The sequence below is a fragment of the Anaerotignum lactatifermentans genome (assembly GCF_016902535.1).
Classification (GTDB): Bacteria; Bacillota; Clostridia; order Lachnospirales; family Anaerotignaceae; genus Anaerotignum; species Anaerotignum lactatifermentans_A.
Map to the genome: position 1 here is coordinate 234,043 of NZ_JACSNY010000003.1, position 19,624 is coordinate 253,666.

Below are 19,624 nucleotides of genomic sequence, written 5' to 3' on the forward strand. Positions count from 1 at the left end.
GCGGGGAGGCCCGGCTTTTTTTCTGCGCGGAGGCGGCAGGCAAAACCCGGCGGGATGCTTGTGTTTTTTCCGCCTTTGCGGTATCATAGATACGGAAATAAGAAAGAAAAGTACGGATACAAAGGAGAACAGTATGTTAGACGTATGCTTGTTAGGTACCGGCGGCATGATGCCCATGCCCAGCCGTTTTTTGACGGCGCTGGCGCTGCGGCTCAATGGGCGGATGATGCTCATTGACTGCGGTGAGGGCACACAGGTGACTATGAAGATGCTGGGCTGGGGATTTAAGAATATCGACGCCATTTGCTTTACGCATTTTCATGCGGATCATATTTCCGGTCTGCCCGGCCTGCTGCTGACCATCGGCAACGCGGGACGGACGGAGCCCCTGCGGCTGGTGGGACCGGTGGGCCTTCCTGTCATTGTGGACGGACTCAGGCGGATCGCGCCGGAACTGCCCTTTCCTCTGGAATATATCGAACTGCACCGGGAGCAGGAAAATCCCCTTCAGCTAGGGGAATTTCAGGTTTCCTACTGCCCGGCGGATCATATGGTGCGCTGTTTCGCTTATCGTGTGGATGTAAAGCGCAAAGGAAAGTTCGATCCGAAAAAAGCCGAGGCGCTGGGTCTGCCCAAGCCCCTGTGGGGCAGACTGCAAAAGGAAGGCGCTGTGGATTTTGAAGGAAAGATCTATACGCCGGATATGGTCATGGGGCAGGATCGGCCCGGCATTGCCATGGCTTACTGCACCGACAGCCGCCCCGTGGAGCGTCTGGCGGATTTTGCCAGAGATGTGCAGCTGTTTATCTGCGAGGGGATGTACGGCGATGAGGAAAAACGGCCCAAGGCAGTGGAAAACAAACATATGCTTTTTTCCGAAGCGGCGGCATTGGCGAAAAAAGCCGGCGCGGGAGAATTGTGGCTGACCCATTTCAGTCCTTCTCTCCATGACCCCGAGGAATATGTGCAGAATGCTATGGATATTTTCCCTCAGACCTCTTTGGGGGAAGAACGGAAATGTACCACTTTGTATTTCCCAAAGGAAGGATAATATATGGATAAAGACATTTTGATTTTAGCGATAGAAAGCTCCTGCGACGAAACGGCGGCGGCTGTGGTAAAAAATGGCAGGGAAGTGCTTTCCAATATCATCTCCTCTCAGATTGCGCTCCATACCCTCTATGGCGGCGTGGTGCCGGAGATTGCCTCCAGAAAGCATATCGAGGCCATTGACGGCGTCATCCAGAAGGCGCTGGCAGAGGCCCATGTGACGATGGAGGACATCGACGCCGTAGGCGTCACCTATGGTCCCGGTCTGGTGGGGGCCCTGCTGGTGGGGTTGGCGGAGGCCAAGGCGCTGGCTTACGCCACAGGAAAGCCTTTGGTGGGGGTACACCATATCGAAGGCCATATCTGTGCCAATTATATTGAAAATAAAGATTTTGCGCCGCCTTATATGGCGCTGGTGGTTTCCGGCGGACATTCCCATCTGGTTTATGTGTCCGATTACGGCAAATATGAAATTCTGGGCCATACTCGGGATGATGCCGCGGGAGAGGCCTATGACAAAGTGGCCCGTGTCATTGGTATGGGATACCCCGGCGGGCCCAAGATTGACGCGGCGGCCAAAGTGGGCAATCCCAATGCGGTGAAGTTCCCCCGGGTATTTCTGGAAGAGGACAGCTATGATTTCAGCTTCAGTGGTCTGAAATCGGCGGTATTGAACTATGTCAACAAAGAACGGATGCAGAATCATCCCATTGTGCCGGAGGATATTGCCGCCAGCTTCCAGCAGGCGGTGGTGGATGTGCTGGTAACAAAGACCATCCGTGCCGCAAAGGACCATGGCGTGACGAAGATCGCTCTGGCCGGAGGTGTGGCCTCCAACTCCGCACTGCGGGAAAGTATGCGCCTTGCCTGCCAGAAGGAAGGATTTTACCTGAGTGTTCCTTCCCCGGTACTTTGCACTGACAATGCGGCAATGATCGGATGTGCCGCTTATTATGAATATATAGCCGGTGTACGGGATGGTCTGGATCTGAACGCCAATCCTTCCCTGAAGCTGGGAGAAAGATAAGGAGGGAGCAACGGTGATCCGTTTGGCAGAGGAAAAAGACATCAAAGCGGTTGGCCTTCTTTATGACAGTGTGCTGGACTGGGAAGCGGCCCACACCAATTACACCAACTGGCAGAAGGGAATGTACCCCACGGAGCGGACCGCGGCAGAGGCCTGGAAAACAGGGACCCTGTACGTGGCGGAGGAAGAGGGGAATATCTGCGGGGCGGTGATCCTGAACCATATCCAGCCCTTTGAGTATGGCAAGATCTCCTGGAAATATCCGGCGGAGGAAAGTCGGGCTTTTGTGATTCATACCCTGGCCATTCATCCGGCATATCGGGGAAGAGGACTGGCCAGAGAAATGGTCCGCTTTGCGGAAGAACTGGCTCGAAAGAAGGAATGTCTCGTGGTTCGGCTGGATACTTATGTGGGTAACGGGCCGGCGATGGAGCTGTATCAGTCCATGGGCTACGCGCTTTCCGGCAGAACGGATTTTTTGTTTCAGGGATTTTTGCCGGAAGAATTGTACTGTCTGGAGAAAAAATTATAAAAGGCGAAAAGACCGTTTTTCGGATGTTTTTATGAGAAAATAAATATCGCTGGAGTCCTTGCGCAAAGGATTCCAGCGATTTTGTTTTACGGAAACAGCTGTCAGGAGCGTTTGTGAATTTCCCTGTCTGATTTTTCCAGAATGGCGGGCAGTTCCCGCAGATGATGGATTTCGTAAAGAGGAACGGCCGCCGTATCGTTTTCTTTTTGTTCCGCGTTCATCCAGCAGGTATCGATGCCGGCATAATTTCCGCCCAGAATATCAGAGGATAAGGAGTCCCCGATGATGAGCACATCCTTTGGCGAAAGATGGGGCAGTTTTTCAAAGCAGTGGTCGAAAAAGGCCTTCATGGGCTTGCGGCTGCCGATTTCCCCGGAAACGAAGATGTCCTGAAAATAGGGATAGAGGCCGGAGTCCTTCAGCCGGCGGTACTGTGTCTGGGTGGTGCCGTTGGTGACGATATACAGTTCGTAGTGGGGCGCTAAGGCCTGAATCAGTTCCATGGCGCCGTCCATGAGATCATGGCCTTTGTCCAGCTCTTTCCGATATTCCTGCTCAAAGGCAACGCCGTCCAGAGGAATGCCGAAATGGGAGAATACCCGTCCGAAGCGGGTATACAGCACCGTATCCCGGGAGATTTCCCCCCGTTCATAGCTTTCCCAAAGGGCGCCGTTCATGGTCAGGTAATAGCTGCGGATTTCCTCGGTCAGGGGCAGTTGGTGCTTGGCAAAGACCGCCTCCAGTCCGCGTTTTTCTGTGGCGTGGAAATCCAGCAGGGTTTTGTCTGCGTCAAAAAATAAGGCTTTGTATTTCTGTGTCATACCATTCCTCCGTCCAGTGTGATGATCTGCCCTGTCAAAAAGCCGGATTCCTCTCCTGCCAGGAAGCGGGCCAGCTGTCCCACTTCCTCCGGCGTGCCAAAGCGCATCAGAGAGATCTCATCGGCCAGAGCCGCCCGTTCCTCCTCAGAAAAGCAGGCGTTCATCTGGGTGTCAATAACGCCGCAGGCAATGGCGTTGACACGGATGCCGGAAGGCCCCAGCTCCTTTGCCATGGCCTTGGTAAAGGCGTTGACGCCGCCTTTGGCCGCCGAATAGACCGCTTCGCAGGAGGCGCCCCGTTCTCCCCACATGGAGGAAATATTGAGGATGACGCCGGAGTGTTTCCGTACCATGGCAGGGACAGCCAGATGGGTGCAGTTAAGGACGCTGCCCAGATCCACAGCCAAAAGACGCTGCCACTGGCTCGGCGTCATATCTGTAAAAAGGCCGATATGTGCGGCACCGGCGTTGTTGACTAAAATATCCACCTCACCAAAGGTGTTTTTGATTTCCGCAAAGAGGGCCAGACAGCTTTCATAATCGGAGACATCCGCCAGAAAAGGGGCGCAGACGATGCCCTGTGCTGTCAGCTCCGTTACGGTATCCAGCAGTTCTTCCCGGCTGCGGGAGGCATTGAGCGCCACACGGCAGCCGGCATGGCCCAGAGCGGCGGCAATGGCTTTGCCGATCCCGCGGGAGGAACCGGTGACCAGTGCGGTTTTTCCTTGTAAGTTCATGATGATACCATCCTTTGTTCGCAAAATTTCATAAAATCATTTTATCGGAAAATATTAAACTTTACAAGGTAGAAATCCGGAGACAAAACATGTATAATGTAGAATATCCATTCGAAAAACAGGATGGGGAGAGGATGAAAGAAATGAAAGATTTGGTATATAGCAGAGAACTGCGGCTGGGAGAGATTCTGACCATAGGATTCCGTCTGTTTTTGGAAAATATCAGGACCATTTTGCTGGGGATGCTGGTGATCTGCCTGCCCATGAGTATTCTGTTGAATTTGATCCAGAACCGTATGGTGGATACCAATACGCTGATGAATACCATCCTGGAGGCCAGAGCGATGGTTTCCGACGAGGAATTTATGCAGGCCTTTCGCCGGATGCTGACGGAGAATTTCATGCTGGTGGCAGTCAGCGTGTTCTTGGAGCCTATTTTTACCATTGCGGTAGCAAAGGGGGTAAAGCGGCGTTTGGAGAACCGGCCGGTTAGCCCGGGCAAGATGTTTGGCGATGCTTTGCTGTTGGAAGGCAGGATTGTGGCGGTAGGCTTTGTTTACGCGGTACTGGTGTTCCTTGGGTCCATGATTCTGATTCCCGGGATTATTATGGCGGTGAACTGGTGTTTTTATATCTATTGCATCGGTATCTGTGACAGAAAAGGGATGGATGCCCTGCGGCACAGCCGGGATCTGGTGCATGGACGCTGGTGGAAGACCCTGGGCTTTTTGGCGGTGCTGTTCTTTACATCGGTGTTCTGGAACTATCTGCTGCAATTTTTGTTCCTTCCCTTTGGAGACAGCTTTATTGTCAATATCCTGTATACAACGGCTACTTATCTGACAAACGGCTTTATTGTCTGCGCCACTACGGTGCTGTTTTTGAACCGGGAATCCGGTCTGTTCGGCATGGCGGACCTGGAGGAGAAGGAGCAGGTTCCGACGGAGGAGGAAGAGCTTCCCAAAGAGGACGAAAATAAAAGCGAATAAAAAACAAAGGATGGCTTCGTGGGAAATGAATAAATTTCCGCGGAGCCTTTTTTTGCTGTGGGACACTTTGCGTCATACGCAGTGATTTTGCGGGCGGGAATTTGTTCAAAAGAGACAGGAACGGCCGTTTTTGGCAAAAAACGACAGAAGGGAGCCGCTGGAAAAAAACTAGGAAAAGAAAAATCCCTCTGGTATAATAAAAGAGATAGAGATAAATTGGCCGCTTTGCAAGCGGAACGAGCGATATAGATGGGAAGGTGTCTTGGTTATGTATTCCGGAAAGGGAAATTTTTCGGCGGAAGAGATGCGGTATCTGCTTCTTCTTTCCAAACAGTATAAGAATATCAGCAGCACAGCCACAGAGATCATGAATCTGAAGGCCATTTTGAACCTGCCCAAGGGGACGGAGCACTTTGTTTCCGATATCCATGGGGAAGTGGAATCCTTTAGCCACGTACTGCGCAACGCCTCCGGCGTTATCAAAAACCATATCAGCGCTATTTTTGGCGCCAGCCTGCGGGAAAGCGAGAAAAAGTCTCTGGCAACGCTGATCTACTATCCGGAAAAGAAGCTGGAACAGCTGATGGAGACAGAAGAGGATATGAATGACTGGTACAAGATTACTCTGCACCGTCTGGTTACTATCTGTAAGGTGGTATCCTCCAAATATACCCGTTCCAAGGTAAGAAAGGCCCTGCCCAAGGAATTTGCCTACATACTGGAAGAACTGCTCCACGAGGACAGCGTCAGCCACGACAAGGAAATGTATTATAACGAGATCATCAGCACTATCATTGATCTGGATCAGGCGGACCGCTTTGTTACAGCGCTGTGCCATCTGATTCAGCGTCTGGCCATTGACCGTCTGCATGTCATCGGCGATATTTACGACAGAGGACCCAACGCGGCGGCCATCATGGATATTCTGGCGGATTATCACTCCGTAGACATCCAGTGGGGCAACCATGATATTGCCTGGATGGGGGCGGCGGCAGGCTGTCAGGCCCTGATCTGCAACGTACTGCGTATCCAGACCAGATATGCCAATCTGGACACCATCGAGGAGGACTACGGCATCAACCTGATCCCGCTGGCTACTTTTGCCATGGACTGCTATGCCGATGACCCCTGCACCCAGTTTGCGCCCAAGGGCACAGAAGGCATCCTCAGTGCCAAGGATTTTGATATGGTAGCGAAAATGCATAAGGCCATTTCCATTCTCCAGTGGAAAATGGAGGCCCAGATCATCAAACGCCATCCGGAATTCCATATGGAAAACCGCCTTCTGCTGGATAAGATCAATTTTGAAAAAGGCACCATCATGATTGATGGCCAGGAATACGAAATGAACGATATGAACTTCCCGACGGTAGATCCGAAAGATCCCTACGCGCTGACAGAGGAAGAACAGAATGTAATGGATAAGGTAAAATCCTCCTTTGTTAATAGTGAGAAGCTTCAGGAGCATATTCGCGTTCTTTACAGCAAAGGCGCTATGTATAATATTTTTAACTCCAACCTGCTCTTCCACGGCGGTATTCCAATGAATGAGGACGGCACACTGAAAACAGTGACCTTCCGGGGCAAGAAATACAAAGGCAAGGATTATCTGGACGCAGTGGAGCGTACCGCCAGAGAGGCATATTTCAACAAACCTCATTCCGACGCTAAACGGGAGTGTATGGATATTATGTGGTATCTGTGGTGCGGTGAGGACTCCCCGCTCTTTGGCAAAAAGAAGATGACGACTTTTGAGCGGTATTTCATTGATGACAAAACCACCCACAAGGAAGTAAGCAACCCGTATTATTCCCTGCGGAACGAGGAAAGCATCTGCCGGTATGTGCTGGAAGCTTTTGGTCTGGACCCGGATCATTCCCATATCGTCAACGGTCATGTTCCCGTAAAGGTCGTGAAGGGAGAAAGCCCCATCAAGGCCAACGGCAAGCTCTTCGTCATTGACGGCGGTTTTGCCAAGGCTTACCAGAAGGTAACGGGCATTGCCGGATATACACTGATTTATAACTCTCACGGCATGGTACTGGTCAGCCATGAGCCTTTCGTATCCACGGAAGTGGCCATTGCCGAGGAAAAGGATATTCTGTCCTCTACGGTAGCCCTTCAGTATACACAGGATCGTATTCGTGTGCGGGATACAGATAACGGCAAAATGCTTCAAGGCAGTATCGACGAGCTGGAAAAACTGCTCTACGCGTACCAGAACGGTATTATCAAAGAACAGTAAAACAAGCGGAAGCGTTTTATCAGGGCGCCCCATCAGAAAACATTGTGTTTCTGATGGGGCGCCTGTTTTCGCGGCATGTAAAAAAGCACAGGACCCTCTTTGCCAGAGGACCTGTGCTTTTGCGCTTTTGTATATAGTTTGTGTTTCTTTTGTAGTTTTAGAAAATGTTCTTTTGCAGCTTGTTCCTTTTTTTCTTTTGTAATATGGAGTTCAGATTAAACTCTTTCTACACCAAAGGTTACAGTTTCGCCGTTGATGCTCCATTCTTTTGTATATTCGCCGCCTTTGCCCGCAACGACTTCTGTTGCCAGAACGTCGCCGGAGATATCGTTGGCTGCCAGAATTTCCGCGATCTTTGCGTTGCCATCGTGGTAAACACGGATGCGGTCGGTTACGTTGAAGTCCGCTTCTTTTCTCATGGTCTGGATCTTGCTTACGATCTCACGAACGAAGCCTTCTTCTACCAGTTCCGGTGTCAGGTTGGTATCCAGTACAACGGTTACTACATTGTCGCCGCTGGAAACAAAGCCGTCTTTTTCCGCTGTGTCAACCAGAACGTCATCCATTTCCAGAACAACTTCCTCGCCGTCTACGGTGAAGGATGCCTTGCCGTCAGCACGCAGTGTTGCCATGAAGGCAGAGCCGTCTACTTCTTTCAGGTAAGCGCCGATGGCGGGTACCAGTTTACCGTATTTCTTGCCCAGAGTACGCAGCTGAGGCTTGAAGGTGTATGTGGTGAAGGCTTCCACATCATCTGTGAAGGAAACCGCTTTTACGTTCAGCTCTTCCTTGATGATATCCAGATAGGAATCAGGCAAAGTTTTTTCCGCTTTTACATACATCATAGCCAGAGGCTGACGGTTCTTCATAGCGGCTGCGTTTCTTGCGGCACGGCCTTCTACAACAACCTTCAGGACGAAGTCCATGTTTTCTTCCAGTTCTTTGTCTACCCATTCTGCATGGTATTCGGGCCAGTCGCACAGGTGTACGCTTTCGGGAGCGGAAGGATCTGCTTTCTTCATCAGATTGCTGTAGATTTCTTCTGTGATGAATGGTGTGAAAGGCGCTGCCAGCTTAATCATGGTATCCAGAACAGTATACAGTGTCATATAAGCGTTGACTTTATCCTGTTCCATGCCTTCTGCCCAGAAACGTTCACGGCTTCTTCTTACATACCAGTTGGACAGTTCATCTACAAAGTCTGCCATAGCTCTTGCGGGCTCAGTCAGTTTGTAGTGTTCCAGACAATCGTCTACGTAGTTGTTCAGTGTCTGCAGCTTGGACAGAATCCATTTGTCCATAGGAGGCAGTTTGTCATATTCCAGTTTGTGTTCTGTAGGATTGAACTGGTCGATATTTGCGTAGAGTACGTAGAACGCGTAGGTGTTCCACAGAGTACCCATGAATTTTCTCTGCAGTTCGCTTACGGCCTCGTCATAGTAACGGCTGGGCAGCCAGGGTGCGCTGTTTGCGTAGAAGTACCAGCGAACGGCGTCCGCGCCCTGTTTGTTCAGTGCGTCCCAGGGATTTACAACGTTGCCTTTATGTTTGGACATCTTCTGACCGTTCTTATCCTGTACGTGGCCCAGAACGATACAGTTCTTGAAGGGTGCGCAGTCAAAGAGCAGTGTGCTTACTGCCAGCAGTGTGTAGAACCAGCCTCTTGTCTGGTCCACAGCCTCACTGATGAAGTCAGCGGGGAAGTTTTCTTTGAAGATGTCTTCGTTTTCAAAAGGATAGTGCCACTGCGCGAAGGGCATTGCGCCGCTGTCGAACCAGCAGTCGATTACTTCGGGCACTCTTGTCATCAGCTTGCCGCATTCGGGGCAGGTGATGTGAACCGCGTCGATAAAAGGTTTATGCAGTTCGATGTTTTCAGGGCAGTCGGGAGACATTTCCTTCAGTTCCGCGATGCTGCCGATGGTGTGTCTATGACCGCATTCACATTCCCAGATGGGCAGTGGTGTGCCCCAGTATCTTTCACGGGACAGACCCCAGTCGATAACATTTTCCAGGAAGTTGCCGAAACGGCCTTCTTTGATGTTGTCGGGATACCAGTTGATGGTGCGGTTGTTGCGTACCAGATTGTCACGCAGAGCGGTCATTTTGATGAACCATGTGCTTCTTGCGTAGTAGATCAGCGGGGTATCGCATCTCCAGCAGAAAGGATAGTTATGTTCGAAGGGAATTGCCGCGAACAGAGAACCGTCCTGTTCCATATATTCGATTACCTTAGGGTCAGCATCCTTTACGAACAGACCGGCAAAGGGACCTGTTTCCTTTGTCATGTTGCCGGCGTCGTCTACATACTGACGGAAAGGTACGTTGTAAGCGTTGCAGACACGGGCGTCGTCTTCACCGAAGGCGCCTGCGGAGTGTACCACGCCGGTACCGTCTGTCAGTGTTACATAAGGATCGCAGGTAACGATGAAGGCCTTGGGATCGTTTTCCAGGAAGGAGAACAGAGGCTCATAACGCATATATTCCAGATCTTTGCCTTTCATGGTCTCCAGAACTTCGTAATTGCCTGCGCCCAGAACATCATCCAGCAGAGCTTCTGCCATGATGGCTACATAGTCCTGATATTTTACTCTCGCATAGGTTTCTGCCGCGTTAACGGTCAGCGCTACGTTGGAGGGCAGTGTCCAGGGGGTGGTGGTCCATGCCAGGAAGTATTCGTTGTCCTTGCCTTCTACTTTGAATTTGGCGATAACGGAAGTTTCCTTTACATCCTTATAGCCCTGCGCTACCTCGTGAGAGGAAAGGGCTGTGCCGCAGCGAGGGCAGTAGGGAACAACCTTGTGGCCTTTATACAGCAGGCCTTTGTCCCAGATCTGTTTCAGAGCCCACCATTCGGACTCGATATATTCATTATGATAGGTAACGTAAGGGTGGTCCATGTCTGCCCAGAAACCAACACGGTCACTCATGGCACGCCATTCTTTTTCGTAGGTCCAAACGCTTTCCTTACATTTCGCGATGAAGGGTTCTACGCCGTAATCCTCGATCTGGGGTTTGCCGTCCAGCCCCAGGGATTTTTCTACTTCCAGCTCAACGGGCAGGCCGTGGGTATCCCAGCCGGCTTTTCTGAGAACCTTGTAGCCTTTCATGGTCTTATAGCGAGGGATCAGGTCCTTTACGGCTCTGGTGATGATATGGCCGATATGGGGCTTGCCGTTTGCTGTGGGAGGGCCGTCGTAGAATGTGAATACGGGGGCTCCTTCTCTGGACTTGATGCTCTTGCCAAAGATGTCATGGTCTTTCCAGAATTGTTCCACCTGAACTTCTCTTTCCACAAAGTTCAGATTGGTAGGCACTTTGTCGTACATTTGAATTCCTCCTTACAGATTTGTTTTTGTTTTTTTCGGGTACCCATGAAAAAAAGCCCATTCGTCGTTACAGGACGAATGGGCTCGCGGTACCACCTGAATTGACGGCAAAAAGGCCGTCCACCTTGCTGCATCACCATCATGATGCCTGCCCTTAACGCGGGAAACGACAGAGTCTACTTGGAAACCCGTTCGGTCTGCCACTCGGGAGTGATCTTCTACCATTTCCTTGCGCCGAAATCCCACCAGTATCCGGCTCTCTGGAGCATAAACAGAAAAGGTATACTCTCTCCGTCAAAGTGTTTTATCTATATCACGAAAGTAATTATAAGGTCTGCCTAAAATTTTGTAAAGTCTTTTTTGTGGGATTTTCGGGAAAATATGCAAGTATGTTGTATACTTGCCCACTGTATACGGATTTACTGTAAAAACAGGTGTAAATACACCTATTTTTCGGATAATCTGCGGATTTTGTACGCAGACTACAAAAAAGAGGTGAAAAAGTTTGATTTCCTTGGAGAAGTTGTGTATAATCAAACTGTTTACAATGAAGAATGGCGGGCAGGCCCCGCAAGAATGAAGGAGTATTAGAAATGGAATCTAGAGATTTTGCGCTGCTGACAGATCTGTATGAACTGACTATGATGCAGGGCTATTATGAAACAGGATCTTACAAAAGAGAAGTAGTCTTTGACTTGTTTTACAGAAAAAATCCCAGCGGCAACGGCTACGCCATTGCGGCGGGGCTGCAGCAGGCCATGGATTATATCAGAAATCTGCGCTTTACCGATGAGGATATTTCCTATCTGGAAAGTTTGAAGCTGTTCTGCGCTGATTTTATTGATTATTTGCGGGATTTCCGTTTTACCGGTGAGATCTACGCCATTCCCGAAGGCACCATTGTGTTTCCCCATGAACCGCTGATGCGGGTAAAGGCGCCCATTGTGGAGGCCCAGCTGGTGGAAACGGCTTTATTGAATATCATCAACCACCAGAGCCTTATTGCTACAAAGGCGGCCAGAGTGGTCTGGGCGGCCCAGGGAGACCCTGTCATGGAATTCGGTCTGCGCCGTGCCCAGGGACCGGACGCCGGCACATGGGGCGCCAGAGCGGCTGTTATCGGCGGCTGCTGCGGCACCAGCAACGTACTGACCGGCAAGCTCTTTGATGTACCCGTCAAAGGCACCCATGCCCACAGCTGGGTTATGAGTTTCCCCGATGAACTGACGGCTTTCCGGGAATACGCAAGATTGTTCCCGGATGCGTGTCTGCTTTTGGTAGATACCTATAATACATTGGAATCCGGTGTTCCCAATGCCATTCAGGTATTTCGGGAAATGCAGGCCAAGGGTATTCCGTTGAAAAATTACGGCATCCGTCTGGACAGCGGTGACCTGGCGTATTTGTCCAAAAAGGCAAAAGCCATGCTGGAAGAGGCCGGTTTTGGCGATGCTGTCATCAGCGCCTCTAGTGATCTGGATGAAAACCTGATCGCCAGCCTGAAATTGCAGGGGGCAAAAATCAGCCTTTGGGGTGTCGGCACCAAGCTCATTACCAGTGATGACTGCCCTGCCTTCGGCGGCGTGTATAAGCTGGCGGCGGAAGAGGATGAGAACGGGAATTTCCTTCCCAAGATCAAACTTTCCAATAACCCGGAAAAAGTAACAAACCCCGGCATCAAAAAAATCTTCCGTATTTACGAAAAAGCCACGGGCAAGATCAAGGCGGATCTGATTGGTCTGGCCGATGAGACCATAGACGAGACACAGCCTCTGCATATTTTCGACAGCAACGCCAAGTGGAAGCATATGAATCTGGCGGGTGGGTCCTATACGGTCAGAGAACTGCTGGTACCGGTATTCATTGACGGCAAGCAGGTATATGAAAGCCCCTCCGTCATGGAGATTCAGGCGTACTGTGACAGGGAAAAGGCTTCCCTGTGGGATGAGCATATGCGTTTGAACAATCCCCATATTGTGCCTGTGGATCTGACGGACAAGCTGATGGACCTGAAAACGAAATTGATTGATGAAATGAGTTTTGCGAAGAAATAAAAAATAGGGAAGCCGGAATCTCTGAAAAAGGGACTCCGGCTTTTTCGCAGGAGAAAGGAGTCTGTCTATGAAGATCATTGACCTGACACATACCATTTCCCCGGGAATGCCCGTTTATCCCGGCACAGAGCCGCCCCGGCTGGAGGAAGCCAGTACCTATGAAAAAGACGGCTTTCGGGAGACACTTTTGACCATGTATTCCCATACGGGGACCCATATGGACGCACCGGCCCATATTTTCCCGGAACTGACCACTCTGGATCAGTTTTCGGGGGCACAGTTTGTGGGGAAAGGGCTGGTGATCGACTGCACGGATTTGGGAGAAGGCGGACGAATCGGCATGGAATATCTCCATAAAGCGGGGGCCCCGGTGGAAGAAGCGGAATTTTTGCTGTTTCGGACCGGTTGGGACGCCAAATGGGGTCAGCCGGAGTATTTCGGGGACTATCCCTGCATTACGGAGGAAGTGGCCGCCTATTTGACGGACAGCGGCAAAAAGGGAATCGGACTGGATACCATAGGGCTGGACCCGGTGGCGGACACTGATTTGAAGCTCCACCATCAGGTGCTGGCTACGGACCGTTTTGTGATTATAGAAAACCTGACCCATCTGGAACAGCTGGGCGAAGGGCTGTTTTTATTCTGCGCGCTGCCTCTGAAATACCGGGATGCCGATGGCGCGCCGGTACGGGCCATGGGGATTCTGTGGGACTGAGAAAATAAATGCGGGCAAAGATCGCTGGAATCTGTCGCGGGGTTCCGGCGATTTTTTTTGACTCGTATCCTTTTCAAAAAGGCCGTAGGGCCAGTTCCTTTTTCTGCGGAAAATCCATCGTGCATTTTTTGCCGGGATGTATTATACTATTACAAATGAGAAAGAAGGCAAAGGAGAAGGCCATGATCGTAACCAATATCAAGGAACAGAAAAAAGACCCGGCTATGCGGAACATCTATGTGGACCATACCTATGTGTTTTCCCTGACAGCCCAGGATGTACGCTATTTTAAGCTGGAAGAGGGCCGGGAGATCCCACAGGAGACCTTTGACTTTATTCAGGAAAACCTGATCTATATTAAGGCGCAGGATACGGCCCTGCGTTATCTGGGCTATAAAATGCGCACGAAGGCGGAGGTTCGCCGAAAGCTGGAGGAGGGGGCGTTTGCGCCGGAGACGGTAGCGCGTGTGATGGAGTTTCTGGAACGGTACGGCTACTGCGATGATCTGGCCTATGCCAAAGCCTTCATGAAGGAGCGTCTGCGGCTGCGGCCCAAGGGCGCGTATGCCCTGAAAATGGAATTGCGTCAGCGAGGCATAGAGGAGGAAATCATAGAGAAGGCTCTGGCGGGAACGGAGATCAACGAGACTGCCGATGCCCTGCGCTGGCTGGAAAAGAAAACGAAGGGACGGCTGCCTCAGGAAGAAAAGGAACTGCAGCGGCTTTATGGATTTTTGCAGAGAAAGGGTTACGGCTGGGACGTGATCCGGGAGGCATTTCATTTGCTGGCCCAGAGAGAGGGGGAGAGAGAATGAGCTTTTATATGGGAGAGATCCGGAAAATGCGGCAGGAGCTGTTTTCTGCCTATGACCGTCAGGATTACAGACAGGCCCTTATGCTGGGACGGCGAATTTTGCAGCTGTATCTGGATCATGGAGATTGCGATACCATGGAATACGCCACAGATATGCATAATCTGGGCGTCGTTTTTGACGAGCTGGGACGATATGATAAAGCCATGGAGTATTATAAAAAAGCGGCGATTCTGAAAAAGGACTGTGCCGGGGAAAGTCTGTCCTTTGCGGATACCCTGAATAATCTGGCCGTTGTGTACAGCCAGACAGGGCAGTATGAAAAGGCCCTGAAATATCACCGTCAGGTGCTTCAGATCCGGGATATGAAGCTGGGCCGGGAGCATATAGACTATATCCATACCCTCTTTCAGCTGGGCAATACCTATGAGGACCTGAAGCAGTATGAGAAAGCCATGGAAATGCAGGAAAAGGCGCTGGAAAAGGTAGGCGCCAGCAAACAGGTCTCCGGCGGAGATCTGGCGGATATTTATTTTTCCATGGCCAGCGCCGCCCATGGAGCCGGCAACTATAAGCGCTCCATCGCTTCCTATGAAAAGGCGCTGACACTGCTGGAAAAGGAAAACGGAGAGAAAACCTTCTATTATATGATGCAGCTGATCCGTCTGGCGGAGGTCTGCGAGAAGGCGGGCTGGATGGAACTGGCGGTGGAGTACTGCGAGCGGGCGGTGCAGATCCGGCGGGAGCTGATGAGCGAGAACCATCTGGACTTTATCAACAGCCTGAACGCTCTGGCGGCCCTTTGCTGTAAGGCGGGGGATTACCGAAAGGCTCTGCGGGCCCATGAGGAGACACTGCAGCTGGTGCGGGAGGTTCTGGGGGAAGACCATATTTTCTACGCCGAAACACTGAATAATATGAGTGTGGACTACGCCGGTCTGGAGGAATATGAAAAAGCGCTGGAACTGAATCAGGAGGCGCTGGAACGGAAAGCGGCCATTATGGGGCCGGATTCTTCCCAGTGCGCTACTTCCTGGATGAGTCTGGGCAGTCTTTATGAGAAAATGGGACGGGAGATGGACGCCCTTTCCGCCTATCGCCGTGCCTTGGGCATCCGCAGCGCCATTGAGAAAAAAGAGCTTCCCTGTGCCGACGCCATGGAGGCTATGGCAAGGCTGCTGGCAAAACGGGGCGCCTTTGAGACAGCGTTTTCCTATTTGCGGGAAGCCCAGAAGATTCGTCTGGAGGCGGAAGGAAAGCGGAGCTTTTCCTATGTGCAGGGGCTTTACGTCATGGCGGAGATCAAACGGGAGGCGGGAGAGCCGGAAGCTGCTGTCATGCTTTGCCGGGAGGCGGCGGAGATCCAGGAGGAACAATATGGAAAGAACCATCCTCTCTATGCCGAGGCGCTGGAGCATCTGGGAAAGGAATACGCGCTGCAGAAACGATATGAGAAGAGTCTGGCGGCATTGACTGAGGCGGCGGCAGTGTTTAAGGAGATGCTGGACGAAGATAATCCCCGCCATGTGGCGGCTTTGGAGGAAATGGCACAGGTCTGCGAGCAGATGGGAGACTATGGGCGTGCCGTGGACTGTTATCTGGAACGGAATGACGTAAATTTTGAGGAAACGGCGGAAGAACAGAAAAAAGCGGCGGAAACACTGTTGGCGATCGCCTGCTGCTATCAGGCCATGGGCCAGACCAAAAAGGCAGAAGGCTATTTCCAGGAAGCGGAAAGCAAGATCAGCCGTCTGGGCATGGAGCCGGAAGGAATTTACGCCCAGCGGCGGAGCCGTTATCTGGCGGCGGCAGCGGGAGAAACGCCCCGGGAAGAGGCCAAACGGGAGCAGAAGACCGCGGAACGGAAAAAACTGCGGGAAACGGTGGCCCTTTTTGAAACGGTTATCCGGCAGAATGAGGGGCATTGGGACGAGGATATGACCCGCTACGCCCTGACGCTGGGAGATTTGTACCTGCGTCTGGATCAGAAGGAACAGGCGAAGAAATGGCTGGAAACGGCGGAAAAGCAGGCAGATGGAGAGCTGTACGCCCTGGCCTGCCTTAAGGCGGGAGAATTACTGCTGCGGGAAGGCGAGTATACCAAGGCGCTGGTAAAGTTCCGCAACGCCGCCAGCTATACCGAAGAATACGGCGATGTGCGCACAGAGTTTTACTGCCGTACCATCGGCTATCTGGGAGACGCCTTTTATCAGGCGGGAGACAAGGAGAAGGCGCTGCAGATGTACCTGCCCTACGTTAGACTTTTCCGGGAGCTGGGCCTGCCTAAAGATGGGCTTTACGAGACCCGGATGGAGCGGGCAGGCAGTCTTCTGGCAAAAAATGACCGTCATCAGGAGGCGGCGGAGTATTACAGCGAACTGGCCCTTCATCTGCGGGAGAAGGAAGGGGAAAGTCCTGTTTTTGCCAAACTGCTGTTAAAAACAGCCATGAGCCATATGGCCCAGGGCAACGCCAGAGAGGCGGAGACCCTTTTGGACCGGGCGCTGCTCTTAGGCGCCAGGGAAGGGGTACAGTCTTTGTCCTATGGCAGGCTGTGCGACCGGATCGGACGGCTTTACGCCGCCAATGGCAGCCATCAGAAGGCGGTGGAGGCGCTGCTTCTGGCCTATGAACTGACCAGAACGGGGACAGGATGCCTGACGAAGGAGGGACATCAGACGCTGCTTCAGCTGCTGCGGCGCGCCGGAGATGAAAAACGCTATTTTGCCGTAAAAAACGGCGAAAAAGTCCAATAAATTTGTTGACAGCCCTTTTCGGCTGTGTTAATATAATGGAGTATGTCAGCCGCATGGAGAGGTTCTGGAAAATCGGAGAAAGGCTCCGGTTACCGTATCCAGCGAGTAAATTGCGAGGAGGTGTTCACGTGTACGCAATTATTGAAACTGGTGGGAAACAGTACAAAGTAGCAGAAGGCGATATCATCACAGTAGAAAAGCTGGGTGTTGAAGCTGGTCAGGAATACACATTCGACAAAGTTCTGGTACTTGCAAAAGACGGCGATGTAAAAGTTGGCGCTCCTTACGTAGAAGGCGCAGCTGTTACAGCTTCCGTAATCGGTGATGGCAAGGCAAAAAAGGTTATCGTATATAAATACAAACCCAAAAAAGGCTTCCACAAGAAGAACGGCCACAGACAGCCATTCACAAAACTGCAGATTAAATCCATCTAATCATGATAAAGGCCAAAATTTATCGAAAAGAGAATAAAATCTGTGCTTTTGAGATTTCTGGCCATGCAGGCTACGCGCCTGCGGGAGAAGATATCGTCTGTTCGGCGGTAACGGTGCTTGCCCTCAATACGGTCAATGCCATCGAAGCCTTTACCGAGATCCCCTTTCAGGCGGAGGCGGACGAGAAAAAAGGCGGTTATCTCAAAGTTTCGGTTCCCTTAGAGGGAATGGCGGACGAAAAGACGCAGCTGTTACTGGAAACACTGGCGCTGGGTCTGTCCGGAATACAAGAGGAATATCACAAGTATCTTACTTTGAAAATTGAGGAGGTGTAAGTATGTTCAGATTGAACCTTCAGTTCTTCGCGCACCACAAAGGCGGCGGTTCCACAAAGAACGGTCGTGACTCCAACGCAAAGAGACTTGGTGCGAAACGTGCAGACGGTCAGTTTGTACTGGCAGGCAATATTTTATACACACAGCGCGGCACAAAGATCCATCCCGGCGTTAACGTTGGCAAGGGCGGCAACGACACACTGTTCGCACTGGTTGACGGTCGTGTAAAATATGAAAGAAAAGGCAGAGATAAAAAACAGGTTTCTGTATACCCTGTTGAAATCGCTGAATAAGAACTTCGAAGGCTTCAAATGATATCATTTGAAGCCTTTTTCGTGAAAAGCCAAGAGCCTTTGCTTTCGACGAAAGAGGCTTCGCTGAATAAGAAAGGATAGAGGTGTGGTTTTATGTTTGTAGATAGAGTCAAGATCCATATTAAGGGCGGCAACGGCGGCAACGGCATGGTTTCCTTCTTCCGCGCCAAATATATCACCCATGGCGGCCCCGACGGCGGCGACGGCGGCAGAGGCGGCGACGTCATCTTCGTCGGCGACGAGAGCATGGGCACCCTGATGGATTTTCGTTATAAAAGAATTTTTAAGGCCGGCAACGGTCAGGACGGCGGCAAACGCAACTGTTTTGGCAAGGACGGCGAAAGCATCACCATCAAAGTACCGGTGGGTACCGTCATCCGGGAAGCGGAAAGCGGCAAGATCATGGCCGACATTACAAAACATGGCGAGGAGAAAATTCTGATCCACGGCGGCAAGGGCGGCAAGGGCAACCAGCATTTTGCGACCCCTACCAGACAGGCGCCCCGCTATGCGGAACAGGGCAGAGTGGCAAAGGAATATGACGTCATTCTGGAATTGAAGCTGATCGCCGATGTAGGCCTGATCGGTTTTCCCAACGTGGGCAAGTCTACGCTGCTGTCCATGGTAACCAACGCCAACCCCAAGATCGCCAACTACCATTTTACGACCCTTTCCCCCAATCTGGGCGTGGTAGAGGGGCGCTACGGTGATTCCTTCGTTCTGGCGGATATCCCCGGTCTGGTGGAAGGCGCCAGCGAGGGCGTGGGCCTGGGCCATGAATTCCTGCGCCATGTGGAGCGTACCAAGGTATTTATCCATGTGGTAGACGCGGCAGGCGTGGAAGGCGATGACCCTGTGGAAAACGTGCGTAAGATCAATCAGGAGCTGGAGGCTTATAACCCCGAGCTGCTGAAACGTCCTCAGGTCATCGCGGCCAATAAAACGGATATTCCCGGTTCCGAGGAAAACGTGGAGCGTCTGAAAGCGGCATACGAAAACGAGGGCTTTGCCGTATACCCCATTTCCGCCGCTACCAATACGGGGCTGGATGAGCTGCTGACAAAGGTAGCGGAGATTTTGAAAAACTATCCCGAGGACATTGTGTTCGAAGAAGAATATGAGGAATACGACGAAGTGGCTGTGGATCAGGAACCTTTCACCATCGACATCGAGGACGGCGTATATGTAGTCAAGGGTGTTGGTGTGGAAAAGATGATCGGCTATACCAATATCGACACGGAGAAAGGTTTTGCCTTCTTCCAGAGGTATCTGAAGGAAAAAGGCATTATCGAGGCGCTGGAGGAAAAAGGCATCGGCGAAGGCGATACCGTCCGGATCTACGATATGGAATTCGAATTCTGGAAATAAAAATATATGATAAAAAGACGAAAGATACTTCTAAGGTTTCTTTCGTCTTTTTTTTCGCCCGGATTTTTTTCGCTGCTTTGGGAAAGAATAGAAGCAAACGAAAAAA

16 protein-coding genes and 1 other annotated feature are annotated in these 19,624 nt (G+C 51.3%); of the genes, 13 read left to right on the forward strand and 3 right to left on the reverse strand.

Annotated features, from left to right (window positions below):
• The first annotated feature begins 133 nt into the window (after positions 1–133).
• Genes H9X84_RS03975 through H9X84_RS03985 form a run of 3 tightly spaced genes read left to right on the forward strand, consistent with a single transcriptional unit; the run spans position 134 to position 2,609 of the window.
• Positions 134–1,051: a ribonuclease Z gene (locus tag H9X84_RS03975; RefSeq protein ID WP_205133030.1), complete on the forward strand. Its 918-nt coding sequence runs from the start codon at positions 134–136 to the stop codon at positions 1,049–1,051.
• A gap of 3 nt (positions 1,052–1,054) precedes the next feature.
• Positions 1,055–2,077, forward strand: coding sequence for a tRNA (adenosine(37)-N6)-threonylcarbamoyltransferase complex transferase subunit TsaD (gene tsaD, locus H9X84_RS03980; RefSeq protein ID WP_205133031.1), 1,023 nt, complete (start codon positions 1,055–1,057; stop codon positions 2,075–2,077).
• Positions 2,078–2,090: 13 nt separating this feature from the next.
• On the forward strand, positions 2,091–2,609 hold the full coding sequence (locus H9X84_RS03985; RefSeq protein WP_205133032.1) for a GNAT family N-acetyltransferase: 519 nt from the start codon (positions 2,091–2,093) through the stop codon (positions 2,607–2,609).
• A gap of 101 nt (positions 2,610–2,710) precedes the next feature.
• Here the strand turns inward: H9X84_RS03985 and H9X84_RS03990 are convergent, their stop codons facing one another.
• The gene (locus H9X84_RS03990; protein WP_205133033.1) at positions 2,711–3,430 is read right to left on the reverse strand and encodes a YjjG family noncanonical pyrimidine nucleotidase; all 720 of its coding nucleotides are present in this window, start codon (positions 3,428–3,430) and stop codon (positions 2,711–2,713) included.
• Positions 3,427–4,167, reverse strand: a complete 741-nt coding sequence (gene ymfI / locus H9X84_RS03995) for an elongation factor P 5-aminopentanone reductase (protein WP_207750517.1) — start codon at positions 4,165–4,167, stop codon at positions 3,427–3,429. The genes H9X84_RS03990 and ymfI overlap by 4 nt, the downstream gene beginning before the upstream one ends.
• Before the next feature lie 134 nt (positions 4,168–4,301).
• On the opposite strand from ymfI, the gene H9X84_RS04000 reads away from it, so the two are divergent.
• Positions 4,302–5,156, forward strand: a complete 855-nt coding sequence (locus H9X84_RS04000; RefSeq protein ID WP_205133034.1) for an EI24 domain-containing protein — start codon at positions 4,302–4,304, stop codon at positions 5,154–5,156.
• Positions 5,157–5,424: 268 nt separating this feature from the next.
• Complete coding sequence (locus H9X84_RS04005; protein ID WP_205133035.1) at positions 5,425–7,401, forward strand: fructose-1,6-bisphosphatase; 1,977 nt, start codon at positions 5,425–5,427, stop codon at positions 7,399–7,401.
• 215 nt (positions 7,402–7,616) lie between these two features.
• Here the strand turns inward: H9X84_RS04005 and ileS are convergent, their stop codons facing one another.
• The gene (ileS, locus tag H9X84_RS04010) at positions 7,617–10,730 is read right to left on the reverse strand and encodes an isoleucine--tRNA ligase (protein WP_205133036.1); all 3,114 of its coding nucleotides are present in this window, start codon (positions 10,728–10,730) and stop codon (positions 7,617–7,619) included.
• A 67-nt stretch (positions 10,731–10,797) separates the two neighbouring features.
• Positions 10,798–11,037 (reverse strand) — a binding site (T-box leader).
• A gap of 286 nt (positions 11,038–11,323) precedes the next feature.
• Between ileS and H9X84_RS04015 the strand changes: the two genes are divergently transcribed.
• The 8 genes from H9X84_RS04015 to obgE all read left to right on the forward strand — a co-directional run bounded on the left by H9X84_RS04015 (position 11,324) and on the right by obgE (position 19,518).
• A complete protein-coding gene (locus H9X84_RS04015; RefSeq protein ID WP_205133037.1) occupies positions 11,324–12,784 on the forward strand; it encodes a nicotinate phosphoribosyltransferase in 1,461 nt (486 codons plus the stop codon).
• A gap of 67 nt (positions 12,785–12,851) precedes the next feature.
• On the forward strand, positions 12,852–13,499 hold the full coding sequence (locus tag H9X84_RS04020) for a cyclase family protein (RefSeq protein ID WP_205133038.1): 648 nt from the start codon (positions 12,852–12,854) through the stop codon (positions 13,497–13,499).
• Positions 13,500–13,681: 182 nt separating this feature from the next.
• Complete coding sequence (locus H9X84_RS04025) at positions 13,682–14,314, forward strand: regulatory protein RecX (RefSeq protein WP_205133039.1); 633 nt, start codon at positions 13,682–13,684, stop codon at positions 14,312–14,314.
• A complete protein-coding gene (locus H9X84_RS04030; RefSeq protein ID WP_205133040.1) occupies positions 14,311–17,067 on the forward strand; it encodes a tetratricopeptide repeat protein in 2,757 nt (918 codons plus the stop codon). Before H9X84_RS04025 ends, H9X84_RS04030 begins: the two co-directional genes overlap by 4 nt.
• A gap of 128 nt (positions 17,068–17,195) precedes the next feature.
• Entirely contained in the window at positions 17,196–17,501 is a 306-nt protein-coding gene (gene rplU / locus H9X84_RS04035; protein WP_205133041.1) for a 50S ribosomal protein L21, read from the forward strand.
• A gap of 2 nt (positions 17,502–17,503) precedes the next feature.
• Entirely contained in the window at positions 17,504–17,836 is a 333-nt protein-coding gene (locus H9X84_RS04040; protein ID WP_205133042.1) for a ribosomal-processing cysteine protease Prp, read from the forward strand.
• A gap of 2 nt (positions 17,837–17,838) precedes the next feature.
• Positions 17,839–18,129, forward strand: coding sequence for a 50S ribosomal protein L27 (rpmA, locus tag H9X84_RS04045; RefSeq protein ID WP_022255261.1), 291 nt, complete (start codon positions 17,839–17,841; stop codon positions 18,127–18,129).
• 114 nt (positions 18,130–18,243) lie between these two features.
• Positions 18,244–19,518: a GTPase ObgE gene (gene obgE / locus H9X84_RS04050; protein ID WP_205133043.1), complete on the forward strand. Its 1,275-nt coding sequence runs from the start codon at positions 18,244–18,246 to the stop codon at positions 19,516–19,518.
• Positions 19,519–19,624: the final 106 nt, after the last annotated feature.

Coding starts and splice junctions, on each gene's coding strand:
- H9X84_RS04040 (WP_205133042.1), top strand. CDS start 17,504: ATGATAAAGGCCAAAATTTATCGAAAAGAGAATAAAATCTGTGCTTTT.
- H9X84_RS03990 (WP_205133033.1), bottom strand. CDS start 3,430: ATGACACAGAAATACAAAGCCTTATTTTTTGACGCAGACAAAACCCTG.
- H9X84_RS04005 (WP_205133035.1), top strand. CDS start 5,425: ATGTATTCCGGAAAGGGAAATTTTTCGGCGGAAGAGATGCGGTATCTG.
- H9X84_RS04020 (WP_205133038.1), top strand. CDS start 12,852: ATGAAGATCATTGACCTGACACATACCATTTCCCCGGGAATGCCCGTT.
- H9X84_RS04000 (WP_205133034.1), top strand. CDS start 4,302: ATGAAAGAAATGAAAGATTTGGTATATAGCAGAGAACTGCGGCTGGGA.
- obgE (WP_205133043.1), top strand. CDS start 18,244: ATGTTTGTAGATAGAGTCAAGATCCATATTAAGGGCGGCAACGGCGGC.
- H9X84_RS03975 (WP_205133030.1), top strand. CDS start 134: ATGTTAGACGTATGCTTGTTAGGTACCGGCGGCATGATGCCCATGCCC.
- H9X84_RS04030 (WP_205133040.1), top strand. CDS start 14,311: ATGAGCTTTTATATGGGAGAGATCCGGAAAATGCGGCAGGAGCTGTTT.
- H9X84_RS04025 (WP_205133039.1), top strand. CDS start 13,682: ATGATCGTAACCAATATCAAGGAACAGAAAAAAGACCCGGCTATGCGG.
- ymfI (WP_207750517.1), bottom strand. CDS start 4,167: ATGAACTTACAAGGAAAAACCGCACTGGTCACCGGTTCCTCCCGCGGG.
- rpmA (WP_022255261.1), top strand. CDS start 17,839: ATGTTCAGATTGAACCTTCAGTTCTTCGCGCACCACAAAGGCGGCGGT.
- ileS (WP_205133036.1), bottom strand. CDS start 10,730: ATGTACGACAAAGTGCCTACCAATCTGAACTTTGTGGAAAGAGAAGTT.
- tsaD (WP_205133031.1), top strand. CDS start 1,055: ATGGATAAAGACATTTTGATTTTAGCGATAGAAAGCTCCTGCGACGAA.
- H9X84_RS04015 (WP_205133037.1), top strand. CDS start 11,324: ATGGAATCTAGAGATTTTGCGCTGCTGACAGATCTGTATGAACTGACT.